Here is a 16,771-nt window from a genome sequence, read left to right on the forward strand (position 1 = left end):
TAACTAGCTAGCTAGCTTTTAATTTTGCTAATCACTTTTGATGTAGAGCAACCATCTAAAAACTCAAGCACTTCTACTTTTCCGCCATGACGCAACACGTGCTCAGCACCGGCAATTTGCTCAACAGTGTAATCACCACCTTTAACAAGAATATCTGGGCTAATTTGCTCAATTAGCTTTGCTGGTGTGTCATTTTCAGCCTCACTGCCAAACGGAATAACCCAATCAACTGAGGCTAATGCACTTAAAACCATAGCACGCTCATCTAATGGGTTAATTGGGCGCTCAGGGCCTTTTAAACGGGCAATGGATTCATCGTTATTTAAACCAACCACTAATCTATCACCACGCGCTTTAGCTTGCGCTAAATAGCGCACATGGCCTGCATGCAAAATATCAAAACAACCATTAGTAAATACAATGGTTTCTCCATTTTGCTTAGCAAATTCAATATGCTGTAATACATCATCAAATGGGGTTTGATAATGCTCGCCTGTGGCTTGTAAGTATTGCCCTAACTTGCGGCTCAACTCTTCAGGAGAAACGGTTGCCGCTCCCAATTTACTTACTGCAATACCGGCTGCTAAGTTTGCAATTTCAACTGCATCTTTGGCGGTCATACCCGCACCTAGCATTACAGCTAATGTAGCAATAACAGTATCGCCCGCACCGGTTACATCACTTACTTCGAGCTGCTGCGCTGCAAAGTCATGCTTTTGCGTTGCATCAATTAGCGACATACCTTGTTCTGAGCGTGTTAGTAGCATGGCGTTAATACCCGCATCACTAATCAGGGTACGCGCGCTGCTAGCAAGCAACTCTTCTGAACCAACCTGACCACCCGCTAATTTAAACTCATTTAAATTAGGGGTTATGTAATCAGCTCCACGGTACAACTCTAAATCAGATGATTTAGGGTCAACAAGCACGGTTTTACCTGCATCTTTAGCAACCGAAATCATTTTTTGGATTAGCGCGAGTGAGCCCTTGTTGTAATCAGAAAATACAATAAAGTCGTAATTATCAAGCACCAGCTCTAATCGATTTAATAACAACTGGCTATGAGACTCATTAAAAGCCTCTTCTAAATCTAAACGCACAACTTGTTGATGACGACTGATCACCCGCATTTTAGAAATAGTCGGCAAATCGCATACACTCACAAGCTGTGAATTTATTTTTTCACCTTCTAGAATGTTTTCTAAAATTTGTCCGCTTTCATCCTCGCCAATTAGGCCGAGTAAACCTACTTTGCCATCTAGACGGGCTATATTTTTAGCCACATTGGCAGCACCACCGGCTTTGTCTTCAAATTTACTAACTTTTACAACGGGTACTGGTGCCTCTGGCGAAATACGGCCAGAATCACCATACCAGTAGCGATCGAGCATAACATCGCCAACCACTAGAATACGTGCTGCTGATAAGTTTTTTAATAGCGATAAATCCATTATTGCTGCTCCGCAACAACCATATCCATGGCTTCACACAACCAATGGCCGATAAACATGTGAGCTTCTTGAATACGGGCTGTTTCATCATTTTTAATAATAATAGGTAACTTGGCGATATCTTTTACTTTCCCCCCATCGCGACCTGTAAATGCAACAGTGAACGCCCCTACTTCATTAGCGGCTTCTAACGCTAAATTAATATTATTACTGGTGCCCGATGTAGTTAAGCCAATTACAATATCTTCAGGTTTACATAGCGCCTGTACTTGGCGTTCAAATACCGTATCAAAATGATAGTCATTACTGTGCGCTGTTAAAATAGAGGTGTCTGTGGTTAGAGCAATAGACGCTAACGGTCCTCGCTCTAACTTATAACGTACCACAAACTCTGCAGCCAAATGCTGAGCATCAGCCGCACTGCCGCCATTACCAAACCAAACAACCTTACCACCAGCCTGTAAAGCACTATGACATGCTTCTAACAACTGCATTACCTCTTGATGATACGCCTCCATGGTTTCGAACAATACTTGGTGACGATTTAAACTTTCTAGGTAGCTAGTTGCCACTGAATCTATAATTGACATGAGATATTCCTCTTGGAACTGAAATGGCAGGAAAAATTAATTTCATTATTCCATAATTTTATAGCCAAATCACCTCTATATAACTAAATTAAAGTACGGGTAGAAAGTTATTATTCAGATAAAGAAGGTTTTTATCGTTGTTACCTTTTTCAAGTTGCTATTTTATATTGGTGTATTTAGAAAAAAACGATTTCACGCTAAACTAGCGCCACTTTCATTTATACAAAGCAACAGTATGGCACGCATTTTTTATTCACTCGCATTAATTATTATTAGCCCACTGATTGTATTTTACTTATATGTACTAAGAGGTAAAAAAAACGCAGGATATCGCGCTCACTTTAAGGAACGTTTTGGCTTCATAAGCCGCGCTTTATTTTCAAACAACAAACCAGTTGTATTTCATTGTGCTTCTGTTGGCGAGGTGTTAGCTGCAACCCCTTTAATTAAAGCCCTACAACATGAACAACCGCAGTTAAATATTTTAATTACCTGCAATACTCCCACAGGACGAGAGCAAGTTACCGCACAATTTAAACAAAGCGTTGCTGTTAGTTATTTACCCATTGATTTTCCTATGGCCACCACTCGCTTTTTAAAACGAGTAAAACCGCAATTACTCTGTATTTTAGAAACTGAACTATGGCCGAACTTAATGGCTAATGCGTACAAACAAAATATACCTGTATTGGTAGTTAACGCACGTCTATCTGAAAAGTCTCAGCAAGGCTACGAAAAAGTGGCCCAGCTAACTCGCAGTATCATGCAATCAATTACCGCACTTGCAAGTCATGACAAAGCTGATGCAAATCGCTTTATTGAATTAGGGCTACCTGCTAAAAAAAGCCATGTAACGGGATCAATAAAATTTGATATTACCCCAACCACTGCGCAACTCAATAAAGTCGCCTCTTTAAAGCAATATTATAAAAAAGCAGAACGCTTTATATGGGTCGCAGGTTCTACACACCCTATAGAGCATGAGTTTGTTTTAGCAGCCCACCAGCAACTACTAGAAACACACCCTGACGCTTTGCTGATCATTGCGCCACGTCACCCCGAACAATTTGATAAAGTTGCAGAGCTACTGACTCACTCGAATCTTAGCTTTAGTCGTCGCAGTCAAAAAAATTATAACAATGAACAAGTTGTGTTAGCCGACACATTAGGTGAATTACAATATCTATATGGTGCCGCTAATATTAGTTTTATTGGTGGCAGTTTAATTCGTCGTGGTGGCCATAACCCATTAGAGTCGGCAGCTTTTTCAGTGGGTGTACTTACCGGCCCTCATACCTACAACTTTGACCATGTTTACCCTGAACTTATTAAACTCAAAGGCGCCCATGTGGTTGAAAATACTGACGAACTGGTGCTTGCATTGCTTCGCTTGATTAAAAACACCAAAGCGTGTGATATTCTTGGCAGTAAAGCAGCTCAGTGCGTTGCTAAAAACCAAGGCGCTATTGCCAAAACGCTTGCCATTATAACTCCTTATTTAGAGCCAAAATCGTGACCAACTTAGCTATATCTCAAACCCGTGAATGGGTAAGCGCTGTGATTGTAAAATACAATTTTTGTCCATTTGCCCGTAAAGAAGTTGAAAATAACTGCATTCACTACACCATTAGTAACACCTCAAAAATTGATGATGCAGTTATGGATATGCTTGAACAATGTACCCAGCTTGACCGTGATCCTCAGCGTGAAACAACTTTGTTAATATTTGATAATGGCTTTACTGATTTTGAAGATTTTTTAGACCTTGTTGACTTAGCCAATGCGCTATTAGTTGCACAAGGTTTTGAGGGGAAGTACCAAATTGCAAACTTTCATCCTGACTATGTTTTTGCTGATAGTGATGAAGATGACGCTGCAAATTATACTAATCGCTCGCCTTTTCCTACTTTACACTTAATACGTGAAGCAAGTATGAGCGCGGCACTAGATGAATACAACGAGCCGGAGTCAATTCCTGAACACAATATCAACTTAGCTCGCCGTAAGGGAATTCACTTTTGGCAGCAGCTACTTAAAAATTGCAAAAAACCGAGCGCATAAGCTCGGTTTTTGGTTTTTAATAATGCGCAGAGTTATTTTTTCACCCACTCACCATTAACTTCAACGAAATGCCCTGCTTGGGTTTTTTCAATGGTTTTTGCCGCTGCTAGTGCTTCTACTTGAGCAAGTGACAAGTTGTTCTTTTTCGCAAGTTTTAAATATTGTGCTTTGCGCTTTGCGTTAATTTCATCAACAACCGCTTTAGCCTCTGCATTTTGTACAACCAAACCTAAATAACCTGAGCTATCTTCACCCACAAGCCCTTGGTTTTTAGCATCATCTAAACTGATTGCCCAAGCAGAAAATGACAATAAAGCGGCACTTAAAAGTGTGATCACGTTTAACTTTTTATTTTTTAATAAACTCATAATTGCTCCTTAGAATAACTCACTGTCATCGCTAAATAAGTCATCTAGCTCTTTATCAACTTTTACGCGAATTTCATGATCAACCTTCACATTTAAATTAATGGTGATAGGCTCTTTCGCTGCCACTTCAACGCGGTGCGTACATGCACTAAGCAACCCCAGTGCTGTAAGTATTATCAGCCATTTAGTCATTTTTAGTTCCTTTTGTTGAATACTCTTGTTCAACTTTTTGAGTAATTTCATCACTTAAGCGCAATGCTCTTAAGAGTGTAAAAACATTTTCTTCATGGTTGTAATTAAAGTTAACTTGCTGCGCCTGTTCCTTATTGTATCCCTTTAAGTTTACACCTAAATAAAGCCAACCGTCAGGCTTTAAGTCAACACTACTGTTTAAGCTCTGAATGTCTAAATCTTCCAACAAGCTTAAAATCGGGTCCAGTTCTTGTTGCTGAGCTTTAACTGCATCAAAAGCTGCATTATCAGTAATAACTAGTTTACCTGTTCCTTGGTTAGATAATTCACCGGATTTTACCGAAATACCTTGTTGATCAAAGTAAACGGGTAAGCGGCCATTCACTCGACCAGTTAGTGTAATGCCTGATTTATCATCTAAGGTAATAAGTTTACTCGCATCAATATTTTCAAATGTGACCAAAGACTGCTGCGCTTTTTCCGTCACTTTGTAGCTATCCAAAGCAAAACGACCACCAAGTACATCAGCAGTTATTTCTTCAGCGCGAGCAATAGAGTTCTCAACACTAAAATTACCGACAATGTTACTCACAACAGCACCTGCTCGTAACTCATTTAATTCAAATGTAGTAGGAGCCACATTAAGCTGCCCTGAATCATAAGAACCCGTTAAGCGACTGCTAAAATGCGTAGCTAAATAATCGTTGTATAAGCCACTTACCTGTTCTACTTGAAATGCAAACTCAGCCTGCTGTAAATTAACATCTCCGCGAACAACCCCATTAAAGCTACCGTCGGTCAGCGTGGCTAATGGTTCAAACTGCTGTAAAACAGGGTTAAGTTTAGTCACAGCTTGATCTGCAACTGTTATCTCAAATGGATGTTCCACAGCAGATATGTGGTGACTGGCTACCAACTCAATACCATCAATAAATATATGATGTGAGGCTTGAAGCGCCCGACTTTGCAGGCCTTTGGAGCTTATGCGAATATTACTTAGGTTTAAAAGAGCACTGTTAAATTGGGTAAGTTTAGTTTCACTGTTTAAATCGACAAATAATTCGCCAACAGCCAAACTAGAAGATGCTGATAATTGATTATTTACACCGCGCACTTGGTATTGCTCATAAGCCACTGAGCGTAATTGGCTATTTAGGCTAGCCTTTATATTTTGTTTATCGTCAAGCTCAGTCGTAAACTGTGCCTTGTAGCCCTTTACTGTTAATTTATCAAAACTAAGCTCAGCAAAAGCAATCTCGCTGGTTATTTTCGCATTTTTTTTATGTTGTAAAACATCCGCTATTTTAAATTGACCTGTGCTTGCTACCTTTTTAGCTGATACAGGTAAAAAACCAGGCAGCTCATCGACGTTTAATTGGTAGTTGCCATTCACAGCCAAGTTATTTAAAGCTGCATCTATTTCTATATGCTCAATACCTTCGCTGATAAACAATAACTTAATATTGCCTTTGGCATACTCTAACGGCTGCTGAACATTAATTGCTAGGTTTTTCAGGCTCAGCTTCGTTTCACTATTTTTAGTGTTTAATAGCATTGACGGTATAACAAGTTGTCCGTTTTCAAACTTTACCGTATCACTGAGCATCAATTGCCATTTTAACGGCAGCTGCTTGGCTACAAATTCACGCTGTGATTGATTGCTTATAAGCGTCAAACAATCACTATCAAACGTTACCAAGCTGGTTAATTGCTGTGTATTTAACAAGGCTTTTTTATCGTTAAAGTGATAGTAAATATTCATATCACCAAAAGCCTTTAGCGTTACTGGGCATTTACTAAATTGCTGTGTAAACTCAGCATCTATGTTTGATTTTATATCAACGGATAACCCATCAAAGGTGAACTCATGCCCACTGTTTAATGAAAGCGCGGGTATCGGCTTTATCTTTGTTAGTAATCCATCAGCTAACTTAAAGTGACCAGTAATTTTATGATTGCTGACTGTTACCTCTGCGATTGCATCACCTGAAATCACAAATGTATTTAGCTTCTCTTCACCAATGCTAACTACCAGTTCATCATGAAGTTGTGGGTGGGTAATTAACAATCTTTTGATATCAATTTTCGGCCGCTCTTTGGGTAAACTAAGTGCCAGCTTTTTGAAGGAATTATTACTTGCTGAGACACTCTCGCTATCATTTAAACGAAGATTAGCGCGGCCAACAGTTATTTTTTTTGTATCAGCCACAATGCTACCAAGCTCAATTTGATGGCCTTGGTAAGTCAAACATAACCGGTTTACGTTTAAGCTAATATTTGCATTTAGTGACCAATCTAAACAATGTAATTCAACGCCAGATTGGCTCAAAGATGGCGCTATAGCCCATTGAGTTATAGGCATACGAAATACATAACCCAGTGTTAGAACACTCAGAAATAAAAACACGATTCCCCATGCGATGCGTTTGATCATACTATCCTTAATTTGAACCTTGAACCTTGAACCTTGAACCTTGAACCTTGAACCTTGAACCTTGAACCTTGAACCTTGAACCTTGAACCTTGAACAGTCTAAACAAAAAAGGCTGCACAAGGCAGCCTTTTTATCTTACATCTAGATCATGAATCTAGCGTGTATATTAACCTACATTTTTACGCGCATTTCTAAACATACGCATCCATGGGCTATCCTCAACCCACTCATCTGGGTGCCAAGAGTTAGCAACCGCACGGAATACACGTTCAGGGTGTGGCATCATTACAGTTGCACGACCATCTGTTGATGTAATACCCGTGATCCCCTCAGGTGAACCATTCGGGTTTGCTGGGTACTGTGTTGTTGGATTACCGTAGTTATCAACAAACTTAACCGCTACGGTGCCGCTTGCAAGTGCAGCCTTAGTTGCCGCATCGTTTGCAAATTCTGCATGACCTTCACCATGAGAAACTGCAATTGGCATATGTGAACCTGCCATCCCATTAAAGAACACCGATGGGTTTTCTTGAATTTCAACCAGACTAAAGCGTGCTTCAAAACGCTCTGACTTATTAGTTACAAAGCGCGGCCAATGTTCAGTACCTGGAATCAACTCTTTTAATGTTGATAGCATCTGACAACCGTTACATACACCTAAGCTAAAGGTATCTTCACGATGGAAGAAGCTTTGGAACTGATCGCGTGCCATATCGTTAAACAATATTGACTTAGCCCAGCCTTCACCAGCGCCTAATACGTCACCGTAAGAGAAGCCACCACACGCCACTAAACCTTTAAACTGTTCAAGCGTTAAACGACCTTCTAAAATATCACTCATGTGAACATCTACCGCAGCAAAACCAGCACGGTTAAACGCAGCAGCCATTTCTAGGTGCGAGTTAACGCCTTGCTCACGTAAAATAGCCATTTGTGGCTTAGCACCTGTCGCAATGTACGGTGCAGCTATATCTTCGTTTAAGTCAAAGTTAAGTTTAACGTTTAAGCCTGGGTCTTTTGCATCAAATTTAGCGTCAAATTCTTGCTTAGCACACTCAGGGTTATCACGACGCGCTTGCATCTGATAGGTTGTTTCGGCCCAAATTGTACGAAGCTCAGTACGCGTATGATTAAGTACTGTTTGCTCACCACGATTAAATACAATGTTATCGTCATTATTAAGCGAGCCAATCACATGGCTAATTGCGGCAACACCATGCTGCTCAAATACAGAATTTACAGCATCTAAATCACTGTTTGCTACTTGAATTACAGCACCTAACTCTTCGTTATAAAGCGCTTCAATATCCGAGCCAGTCAAAGTCGCTAAATCTACGGTTACACCGGTATGTCCGGTAAACGCCATTTCAGCAATAGTAGTAAACAAGCCACCGTCTGAACGGTCGTGATACGCAAGTAACTTGCTATCAGCCACTAGCGCCTGCATAGCATTATAAAAGCCTTTTAGTAACTCAGGGCTGTCTACATCAGGAGTAACATCACCAAGCTGCTTATAAACTTGTGCAAGGCTTGATGCGCCCATACGGTTTTTACCCGCACCTAAATCAACTAAAATAAGCGAAGTGTCGCCCTTATCAGTGCGCAGCTGTGGAGTCACCGTTTTACGTACATCGTCAACACGGCCAAAGGCTGTAATAATCAGTGATAAAGGCGATGTTACTGATTGCTCAGTTGTATCATCTTCATTTTTCCATGTCGTTTTCATCGACATCGAGTCTTTACCTACTGGGATTGTTAACCCAAGTGCTGGACATAACTCTTCACCAACAGCTTTTACCGCTTCATATAAACCTGCGTCTTCACCAGGGTGACCTGCAGCCGCCATCCAGTTAGCAGATAGCTTAATGTTCTCAAGACTACCAATATTAGTACCAGCAATATTTGTAAGAGACTCGGCCACAGCCAAACGTGCAGAAGCGCCATAATTAAGTAATGCCGCTGGAGTACGTTCACCTAATGACATAGCTTCACCGTGGTAGGTATCGTAAGTTGCTGCGGTAACTGCACAGTTAGCCACAGGCACTTGCCATGGGCCTACCATTTGATCGCGCGCTACTAAACCAGTTACAGAGCGATCGCCAATAGTAATCAGGAAGGTTTTTTCTGCAATGGTTGGTAAACGTAATAAACGCTGCGCTGCATCCGCAGGATTAATTGCCTCTACATTTAATGCAGTACCGACTACTTGTTGCGACGTAACATCACGATGCATTTTAGGTGCTTTACCTAGTAATACATCCAATGGTAAATCTACAGGGCTGTTATCAAAATGACTATCTGCAACCGTTAAATGACGCTCTTCTGTTGCTTCACCAATAACTGCATATTGTGCGCGCTCACGCTTACAAATTGCTTCAAAGCGTGCAAAGTCTTCAACGCCCACAGCAAGCACATATCGCTCTTGCGATTCATTACACCAAATTTCGTGTGGTGCCATGCCCGGCTCATCATTAGGGATGTCACGCAGTTGGAATTTACCACCACGGCCACCATCATCTACAAGCTCAGGGAATGCATTTGATAAACCACCAGCGCCCACATCATGTATAAACGCAATAGGATTTGCATCACCTAGCTGCCAACATTTGTCGATTACTTCTTGACAACGACGTTCCATTTCTGGGTTTTCACGTTGAACAGAAGCAAAATCTAAATCTTCGTTTGATTGACCCGATGCCATGCTAGATGCAGCACCACCGCCTAAACCAATGTTCATTGCAGGGCCGCCAAGCGCAATCAGTTTTGCGCCTACTGGAATATCGCCTTTTTGAACATGATCAGCACGAATATTACCTAAACCACCGGCAAGCATAATTGGCTTGTGGTAACCACGTACCTCTTCACCATTGTGACTCGTTACTTTTTCTTCGTATGTACGGAAATAACCTAAAAGATTAGGACGGCCAAACTCATTATTAAACGCAGCACCACCTAATGGGCCTTCAGTCATAATATCAAGGGCATTCACTATGCGCCCAGGCTTACCAAAATCACTTTCCCAAGGTTGTTCAAAACCAGGAATACGTAAGTTAGATACAGTAAAGCCCACTAAGCCGGCTTTTGGTTTTGAACCACGGCCAGTTGCACCTTCATCGCGAATCTCACCGCCCGACCCTGTTGCCGCACCAGAAAAGGGCGCAATTGCCGTTGGGTGGTTATGGGTTTCAACCTTCATTAATATTTCAATGTCTTCTTGATGATACGCATATTCACCTTGCGCATTCGGGAAGAAGCGACCCGCCTTTGAGCCTTTCATTACGGCTGCGTTATCTTTATAAGCAGACAGTACATTTTCAGGGTTATGCTCAAAGGTATTTTTAATCATTTTAAACAGCGACTTTGGCTGTTCAATACCATCGATAGTCCAATCAGCATTAAATATTTTATGACGACAATGCTCTGAGTTTGCTTGTGCAAACATGAATAATTCGATGTCGTTAGGATTGCGCCCTAACTTGATGAAGTTTTCCACTAAGTAGTCAATTTCATCATCAGCAAGTGCAAACCCTTGCTCTATATTGGCTACGGCTAATGCTTCGCGGCCGCCACCTAAAATATCAACTGATGACATTTGGCGAGGTGCATCACTGCGAAATAACTGCGCTGCATCTTCTAATTTACTATGAGTAGCTTCAGTCATACGGTCATGAAGAAGCGCAATAACGTGTGTAAGCTGCTCTGTACTTAAATCACCTTCAACATAGTAAGCAATACCACGTTCAACCCTGTGAACTTGTTTAAGCCCACAGTTATGAGCGATATCAGTCGCTTTTGAAGCCCATGGCGAAATAGTACCAGGTCGAGGCGTTACTAATACCAACTGACCCGCTGGCGTATGCTCAGCAATTGTTGGTCCATAGGTTAATAACTTTTCAAGTTTGGTTTGCTCATCAGTGTCTAATGGCGATGTTAAATCGGCAAAGTGAGCGTATTCGGCATATACATTGGTGACAGGAAGTTGCGATTGTTGGCAACGCGCTAAAATTTTATTAACTCTGAACTCTGAAAGTGCTGGTGCACCACGAAGGATCAACATAAGTAATTTCACCCGGGGTTAGGGATTGAACGATATTTTAGGCGCGTATTATAGTCCAAATTACTCCCAGATTTAACTCAAAAATGCGCTTTTCATTAAATTAACTTTTTCTTTTTGTTTACACCTATTTTTTACTTACTGCGATTAAACGGTAAGTGACGTAATCAGTAAGTTTTGTTATAACAGGAGATACGATGCTGAAGAGGCGAATATGTTGAAGATAAAGCTAATAACAATTATTACGTTAGTCATCCTTTTGTGTGCCTGTAATACACAAGAGCAGTCAACACAGCTTGCCCAAATTAAATCAGAAAATAAAATTCGTGTGGGTACACTCGCCAGCGCAAGTAATTACTATCAAGCTGTTCAAGGTGAACAAGGGTTTGAATTTGAACTGTCTCAAGCATTCGCCGATTACCTTGGGGTAGAGCTTGAAATTGTGCCCTTTTTTAATTTATCCGATATGTTTGCGCGCTTAGATAGTGGCGATCTCGATTTAATTGCCTCTGGACTTACTTTTAACAAGGCGCGCGCCAAACGTTACCGCTATGGCCCAACTTACAGAACAATTAGTCAAAAATTAGTATTTAAACAAGGCCGTGAACGCCCTAGAGATTTTGATGATTTAACTGGTAACTTCACTGTTATTGCTAAAAGTAGTCACTCGCTCACATTAGAAGAAATACAACAAACCAACCCAGATTTAACTTGGAATGAAACCGAAGAATTTGATGAGGAAGAGTTATTACAAGCCGTTATTGATGGTGAAATAGATTACACCTTGGCAGATTCTCATACATTAGCGTTGTTTAGGCGCTATCACCCTAACTTGAGTATTGGCTTTTCAGTTACCCGTAATGATTCAATTGCATGGATACTCAAAAAGTCGAATGATGACTCTTTGTACGCATTACTAGTTCCTTTTTTCGGTGAAGCAAAACAAAATAATCAACTTTATGTGCTTGAAGAGAAGTATTTTGGCCATGTCCGTCAGTTTAATTACGTTAATACCTTAGCCTATATAGATGCAATAAAAGAAACACTGCCTAAATATCAGCCTTGGTTTATACAATATGCGGGTAGCCTTGATTGGCGCTTACTTGCTGCATTGAGTTATCAAGAGTCGATGTGGAACCCACGAGCTAAATCGCCAACAGGGGTGCGCGGCATTATGATGCTAACAAGGCGCACAGCAAAACAAGTCGGTGTTACTAATCGCTTGGAGCCAGAACAAAACATACGTGGCGGTGCTCAATACTTAGCTAAATTAATCAAACGTATACCAGATAGAATCCCGCAGCCTGATCGTACTTGGCTCGCACTTGCCGCTTATAATGTTGGTTGGGGCCACGTCAATGATGCCCGCATAATTACCGAACAACAAGGAGCTAGCCCTGATAAATGGGCTGACGTTAAAAAGCGCTTACCATTGCTAGTAAAAAAACGTCACTACCGAAATACCCGCTATGGCTATGCTCGCGGTGATGTTGCAGTGACTTACGTTGACAATATTCGTCGCTATTACGATGCGCTAGTTTGGCTTGATGAAAATAATGCAATGGCAACTACACCGCCAACAACCGAAAAAGAAACTAAAGATCAAAGCATTAAACCAAATGATGCAAATCAACGTATCACTGGTGAAGCAGAAAAAGAAAAATAAATGCATTCTGAAAATTTCGCGCTATATTAGCTACATGTCAGAAAAGCAAATAGTTGTTTACTTGCAATCAATTATTCAATAATCTGGCTCAATTGTATTAAAATTTATGTCATCACCAAGCACGTAAGGACAAGTCATGCTTAAACGTAGACGTACACATCAACTTAAACGTTGTATAAAGCACTCAACTGCGACTCGCCGTCGAGTGATGTTAAGAAATTTGCATAAAAAGGTTATCTGGCGTCGCCGCATGTTCGCTATGCAGCAAATGGCTGAATTAGACGCCTTAATAGCAGCTGCAGACTAATCTCTGTTAAGGTTGCGAGCGGCTAGCTTTGCTGCTTTTATTTGTGATCGGCGACGCTTAAAAAAACTAGAAATAGTCTCTGCACATTGTGTCTCTAAAACCCCACCCGTTATTTCTACCTGATGGTTTAAACGAGGTTCTTGCAACAAGTTCATAATTGAACCAGCGGAACCGGTTTTAGCATCGGCAGCACCAAATACTAAGCGTTTAATTCGGCTGTGCACCAATAAACCTGCACACATAGAGCACGGCTCTAACGTAACATACAAAGTGCAATCAATTAAGCGATAGTTATTAAGGACTTTGCCGGCTTCTCTTACCGCTATCATCTCAGCATGAGCCGACGGATCATTATCGGTAATTGAGCGATTATAACCCGCGCTTATAAGCTGATTATTTTTGACAATAATGGCGCCTACAGGTATCTCATCGAGTTGCTCTGCTTGTTTTGCATACACAAGGGCTTGTTCCATCCAATATTGGTCGTCAAATGGCTCTGTCATGATTATTACTTAACTATTTTTTATGCCGTAATTATACCAACTTAGCGTAAAAAAATGCGTAATTGATCACTTTATTGCAAAAATAAAACAAATTTAAGTGGTTTACCATGGCCCATAAGGCGGGATTTACGCTATAATCTCTCGCTTTTTTTATTTAGCTCACAACACGGGTAGCAAATGAAATTTCCTGGACGCCGCAGGCATAAACATTATTTCCCAGTGGAAGCCAAAGATCCACTGACCAATCAACTTAACGCCACAGAACGATTACACCGCAGCTATGTTACGGGGATCGATCAAATCGTTGTTGATATAGAAGCTAAGGTTGACCAAGCTTTTCTCGATGAATTTCAATTGCGCCGAGGGATGTCGCAAGTTATAGATAATGACATCACTAATGCTTTATACGATCGCTTAAAACTAAACGATATGGTCGATTACGAATTCGCAGGAGGAACCGTTGGCAACACAATGCACAACTATTCCGTACTTGCTGATGATCGTTCGGTACTATTAGGCGTAATGAGCGAAAATATAAAAATAGGCAGTTATGCTTATAGATTTTTATGTAATAACTCAAGTCGTGTAGATTTAGACTACTTACAACCAGTTGATGGTCCTATTGGCCGTTGCTTTACCTTGATTGATGAAACAGGTGAGCGCACGTTTGCTATTAGTGCTGGCCTGATGAATTACCTAAAGCCAGAGTCAATTGATAAAGAGCTAATAGAAGGCTCATCAGCATTAGTCATCAGTGCTTATTTAATGCGTACTCAAGGTGATGAAACCATGACCGAAGCGACTATGCAAGCAATCAAGTATGCTAACGATGCAAATGTACCCGTGGTATTAACACTGGGGACTAAGTTTCTTATCGAGCAGGACCCGACATGGTGGGCTAACTTTGTAGAAAAGCATGTTGATATACTTGCTATGAACGAAGAAGAAGGCCAAGCAATTACTGGATATGAAGATCCACTTCTTGCTGCTGACAAAGCATTAGATTGGGTTGACTTAGTTATTTGTACAGCCGGTGAAAAAGGCTTATTTATGGCTGGTTTTGTTGACGACAGCTGCAAACGTGAAACAGAGTATCCATTATTACCGGGTGCCATACCAGATTTTAATCGTTATGAATTTTCACGTGCAATGCGTAAAGTTGACTGTGAAAACCCTATAAAGGCATATAGCCATACAGCGCCGTTTATGGGCGGGCCTGACTCGATTAAAAATACCAATGGTGCCGGTGACTGTGCTTTAGCCGCGGTTTTACATGACTTATCAGCGAATGTTTATCATAAGTTGAATGTTGCTAATTCAGCAAAGCATCAGCAACAAGCCATTACCTACTCTTCGCTCGCACAAATTAGCAAATATGCTAACCGTGCAAGCTTTGAAGTACTTGTACAGCACTCTCCTCGCTTATCTCGTGGTTTGCCTGAGCGCGAAGATTGTTTAGAACAAGTGTATTGGGATCAATAAGATCCCATTACGCTAAACAAAGCTAAAATATAGATATATCAAGCTTTTTAGATAGCAGCTCTAATGCTGCTATTCCCGCCACTGAGTTACCAAAAGAGTTTAATCCTGGTGAATAGACTGCCACTGTAAATCTATTCGGTAACACCGCTAATATTGTACCAGAAACACCCGATTTACCAGGCATGCCTACACGATAACCAAAGTCACCTGCTGCGTCATATAACCCACTGGTAAATAACAACGAATTTAATTGCTTGTTTTGACGACTAGAAAGTACTCGTTTGTTTGAGCTGTAATCCATCCCTTTATTGGCTAAAAAATTGTACGCCTTAGCAAGTTCAATACAATTAAGTTCTATGGCACAAAAATTAAAATACGACCAAAGGACATCATCTACTTCATTTTCAAAGTTACCGAATGATTTCATTAAATGTGCCATTGCCGCATTTCTATGCCGAAACTCATATTCTGAGTTAGCCACTTGCTTATCAATTACAATACTTCGATTACCTGATAAATCGCGAAATGTTTCAAGCATAGAGTGCATTGGAGCTGATAAACGACTATACAAAGCATCACAGGTAACAATCGCTCCCGCATTAATAAATGGGTTACGTGGAATCCCTTTTTCAAACTCAAGCTGTGTCAGAGAGTTAAACGCTGTACCTGAAGGCTCTTTGCCAACTCTATTCCATAATTCATCGCCATAGCGTTGCAAAGCTAATGTCAGAGTCATTACTTTAGATACAGATTGAATTGTGAAACGTTGCTCACAATCACCGGCGCAGAAAATTTCTCCTTCCGTAGTATAAATAGCAATAGAGAACTGCTCAGGAGAAACCTCTGCCAATGCCGGTATATAATCGGCAACTTTACCCTGCGTTAGTAAAGGCTTAACCTCTTGAGTTATCTCATTTAACACTCGTTGGTAATCACTCGTTGGCAATCGACACCTCAATAATACGAAATCTAAAACTAAATTTTAACACGTCAGATCCATAACCGCATGGTAATGTTGAGCAAATAGGGGATTCGCTGATATCAATGAAAATATTTCACTACAAACTTCGAAACTATTACAGCATAAGTAAACCATAGTAAGGGCTTTAAGTTCCTACTTTTTTTACTTTAATCTGATGCCTTTAATTAGAGTCGGTGCGCTACTTCGTAGCGACAGCGCAGTAGAATGTCGCAGTGCCCACAGCGGTAAAAAGTCACATAGCAAATGCGATGCTATCATTGTGTCGGGGCGGCCTTCCGCGGGGCTCGCCTTCGAGCTGTTTTTTTTTGGCTACTGAGTTTGGCATGGGCTCTTAGATATTTACTAAACCCCAAACAGCAAAAAACCCGTTACATTGCTGTAACGGGTTTCTTTAATTGAATTCTGGTAATGTCATGGTACCCACAGCGGTAGAAAGTCACATAACAAATGCCACACTATCATTGTGTCGGGGCGGCCTTCCGCGGGGCTCGCCTTCGAGCTGTTTTGTTTGACTACTGAGTTTGGCATGGGTTCTTGGCTATTTACTAAACCCCAGATAGCAAAAAACCCGTTACATTGCTGTAACGGGTTTCTTTAATTGGATCCTGGTAATGTCCTACTTTCACATAACAAATGCTACACTATCATCGGCGCTGTTTCGTTTCACTACTGAGTTCGGCA

Annotated in this window: 13 protein-coding genes; 5 read left to right on the forward strand and 8 right to left on the reverse strand. The window is 40.9% G+C overall.

From position 1 onward, the window contains the following. Positions 1-11 precede the first annotated feature (11 nt). Both hldE and QL989_RS15350 read right to left on the reverse strand, forming a co-directional pair. The gene (hldE, locus tag QL989_RS15345) at positions 12-1,451 is read right to left on the reverse strand and encodes a bifunctional D-glycero-beta-D-manno-heptose-7-phosphate kinase/D-glycero-beta-D-manno-heptose 1-phosphate adenylyltransferase HldE (protein WP_290171006.1); all 1,440 of its coding nucleotides are present in this window, start codon (positions 1,449-1,451) and stop codon (positions 12-14) included. Beyond that, a complete protein-coding gene (locus QL989_RS15350; RefSeq protein WP_290171007.1) occupies positions 1,451-2,041 on the reverse strand; it encodes an SIS domain-containing protein in 591 nt (196 codons plus the stop codon). Before QL989_RS15350 ends, hldE begins: the two co-directional genes overlap by 1 nt. A gap of 235 nt (positions 2,042-2,276) precedes the next feature. On the opposite strand from QL989_RS15350, the gene waaA reads away from it, so the two are divergent. Next, a complete protein-coding gene (waaA, locus tag QL989_RS15355) occupies positions 2,277-3,557 on the forward strand; it encodes a lipid IV(A) 3-deoxy-D-manno-octulosonic acid transferase (protein WP_290171008.1) in 1,281 nt (426 codons plus the stop codon). Further along, complete coding sequence (locus QL989_RS15360; RefSeq protein ID WP_055013165.1) at positions 3,554-4,102, forward strand: DUF1415 domain-containing protein; 549 nt, start codon at positions 3,554-3,556, stop codon at positions 4,100-4,102. Before waaA ends, QL989_RS15360 begins: the two co-directional genes overlap by 4 nt. A 32-nt stretch (positions 4,103-4,134) precedes the next feature. Here QL989_RS15360 and QL989_RS15365 read toward each other — a convergent pair whose 3' ends face one another. The 4 genes from QL989_RS15365 to purL all read right to left on the reverse strand — a co-directional run bounded on the left by QL989_RS15365 (position 4,135) and on the right by purL (position 11,153). Further along, positions 4,135-4,470 carry a YdbL family protein gene (locus QL989_RS15365; RefSeq protein ID WP_008115577.1) on the reverse strand — a complete coding sequence of 112 codons (336 nt, stop codon included), beginning with the start codon at positions 4,468-4,470 and terminating at the stop codon, positions 4,135-4,137. A gap of 9 nt (positions 4,471-4,479) precedes the next feature. Continuing rightward, positions 4,480-4,662 carry a YnbE family lipoprotein gene (locus QL989_RS15370; RefSeq protein WP_008115575.1) on the reverse strand — a complete coding sequence of 61 codons (183 nt, stop codon included), beginning with the start codon at positions 4,660-4,662 and terminating at the stop codon, positions 4,480-4,482. Then, complete coding sequence (locus tag QL989_RS15375; RefSeq protein WP_290171010.1) at positions 4,655-7,096, reverse strand: YdbH domain-containing protein; 2,442 nt, start codon at positions 7,094-7,096, stop codon at positions 4,655-4,657. The genes QL989_RS15370 and QL989_RS15375 overlap by 8 nt, the downstream gene beginning before the upstream one ends. 166 nt (positions 7,097-7,262) lie before the next feature. Beyond that, on the reverse strand, positions 7,263-11,153 hold the full coding sequence (gene purL / locus QL989_RS15380) for a phosphoribosylformylglycinamidine synthase (RefSeq protein ID WP_178955267.1): 3,891 nt from the start codon (positions 11,151-11,153) through the stop codon (positions 7,263-7,265). A 211-nt stretch (positions 11,154-11,364) separates the two neighbouring features. On the opposite strand from purL, the gene mltF reads away from it, so the two are divergent. Together mltF and QL989_RS15390 are read left to right on the forward strand one after the other, a co-directional pair. Next, complete coding sequence (gene mltF / locus QL989_RS15385; protein WP_138605116.1) at positions 11,365-12,816, forward strand: membrane-bound lytic murein transglycosylase MltF; 1,452 nt, start codon at positions 11,365-11,367, stop codon at positions 12,814-12,816. A gap of 136 nt (positions 12,817-12,952) precedes the next feature. After that, a complete protein-coding gene (locus tag QL989_RS15390; protein ID WP_008115566.1) occupies positions 12,953-13,123 on the forward strand; it encodes a hypothetical protein in 171 nt (56 codons plus the stop codon). Here the strand turns inward: QL989_RS15390 and tadA are convergent. Next, a complete protein-coding gene (tadA, locus tag QL989_RS15395) occupies positions 13,120-13,626 on the reverse strand; it encodes a tRNA adenosine(34) deaminase TadA (protein WP_138605117.1) in 507 nt (168 codons plus the stop codon). The genes QL989_RS15390 and tadA overlap by 4 nt on opposite strands. Before the next feature lie 177 nt (positions 13,627-13,803). Between tadA and QL989_RS15400 the strand changes: the two genes are divergently transcribed. Then, positions 13,804-15,108, forward strand: a complete 1,305-nt coding sequence (locus QL989_RS15400) for an inosine/guanosine kinase (protein WP_138605119.1) — start codon at positions 13,804-13,806, stop codon at positions 15,106-15,108. Between the two features lie 22 nt (positions 15,109-15,130). Here QL989_RS15400 and glsB read toward each other — a convergent pair whose 3' ends face one another. Next, positions 15,131-16,054, reverse strand: coding sequence for a glutaminase B (gene glsB, locus QL989_RS15405; RefSeq protein ID WP_138605120.1), 924 nt, complete (start codon positions 16,052-16,054; stop codon positions 15,131-15,133). Between the last annotated feature and the right edge of the window lie 717 nt (positions 16,055-16,771).

The organism is Pseudoalteromonas sp. APC 3224 (assembly GCF_030407535.1).
In the GTDB taxonomy this organism is placed as follows: Bacteria; Pseudomonadota; Gammaproteobacteria; order Enterobacterales; family Alteromonadaceae; genus Pseudoalteromonas.

Excerpts from the sequence above, each read along its gene's own strand:
- QL989_RS15390 (WP_008115566.1), top strand. The coding sequence starts at position 12,953 with ATGCTTAAACGTAGACGTACACATCAACTTAAACGTTGTATAAAGCAC.
- hldE (WP_290171006.1), bottom strand. The coding sequence starts at position 1,451 with ATGGATTTATCGCTATTAAAAAACTTATCAGCAGCACGTATTCTAGTG.
- QL989_RS15365 (WP_008115577.1), bottom strand. The coding sequence starts at position 4,470 with ATGAGTTTATTAAAAAATAAAAAGTTAAACGTGATCACACTTTTAAGT.
- waaA (WP_290171008.1), top strand. The coding sequence starts at position 2,277 with ATGGCACGCATTTTTTATTCACTCGCATTAATTATTATTAGCCCACTG.
- QL989_RS15370 (WP_008115575.1), bottom strand. The coding sequence starts at position 4,662 with ATGACTAAATGGCTGATAATACTTACAGCACTGGGGTTGCTTAGTGCA.
- mltF (WP_138605116.1), top strand. The coding sequence starts at position 11,365 with ATGTTGAAGATAAAGCTAATAACAATTATTACGTTAGTCATCCTTTTG.
- tadA (WP_138605117.1), bottom strand. The coding sequence starts at position 13,626 with ATGACAGAGCCATTTGACGACCAATATTGGATGGAACAAGCCCTTGTG.
- QL989_RS15350 (WP_290171007.1), bottom strand. The coding sequence starts at position 2,041 with ATGTCAATTATAGATTCAGTGGCAACTAGCTACCTAGAAAGTTTAAAT.
- purL (WP_178955267.1), bottom strand. The coding sequence starts at position 11,153 with ATGTTGATCCTTCGTGGTGCACCAGCACTTTCAGAGTTCAGAGTTAAT.
- QL989_RS15375 (WP_290171010.1), bottom strand. The coding sequence starts at position 7,096 with ATGATCAAACGCATCGCATGGGGAATCGTGTTTTTATTTCTGAGTGTT.
- QL989_RS15400 (WP_138605119.1), top strand. The coding sequence starts at position 13,804 with ATGAAATTTCCTGGACGCCGCAGGCATAAACATTATTTCCCAGTGGAA.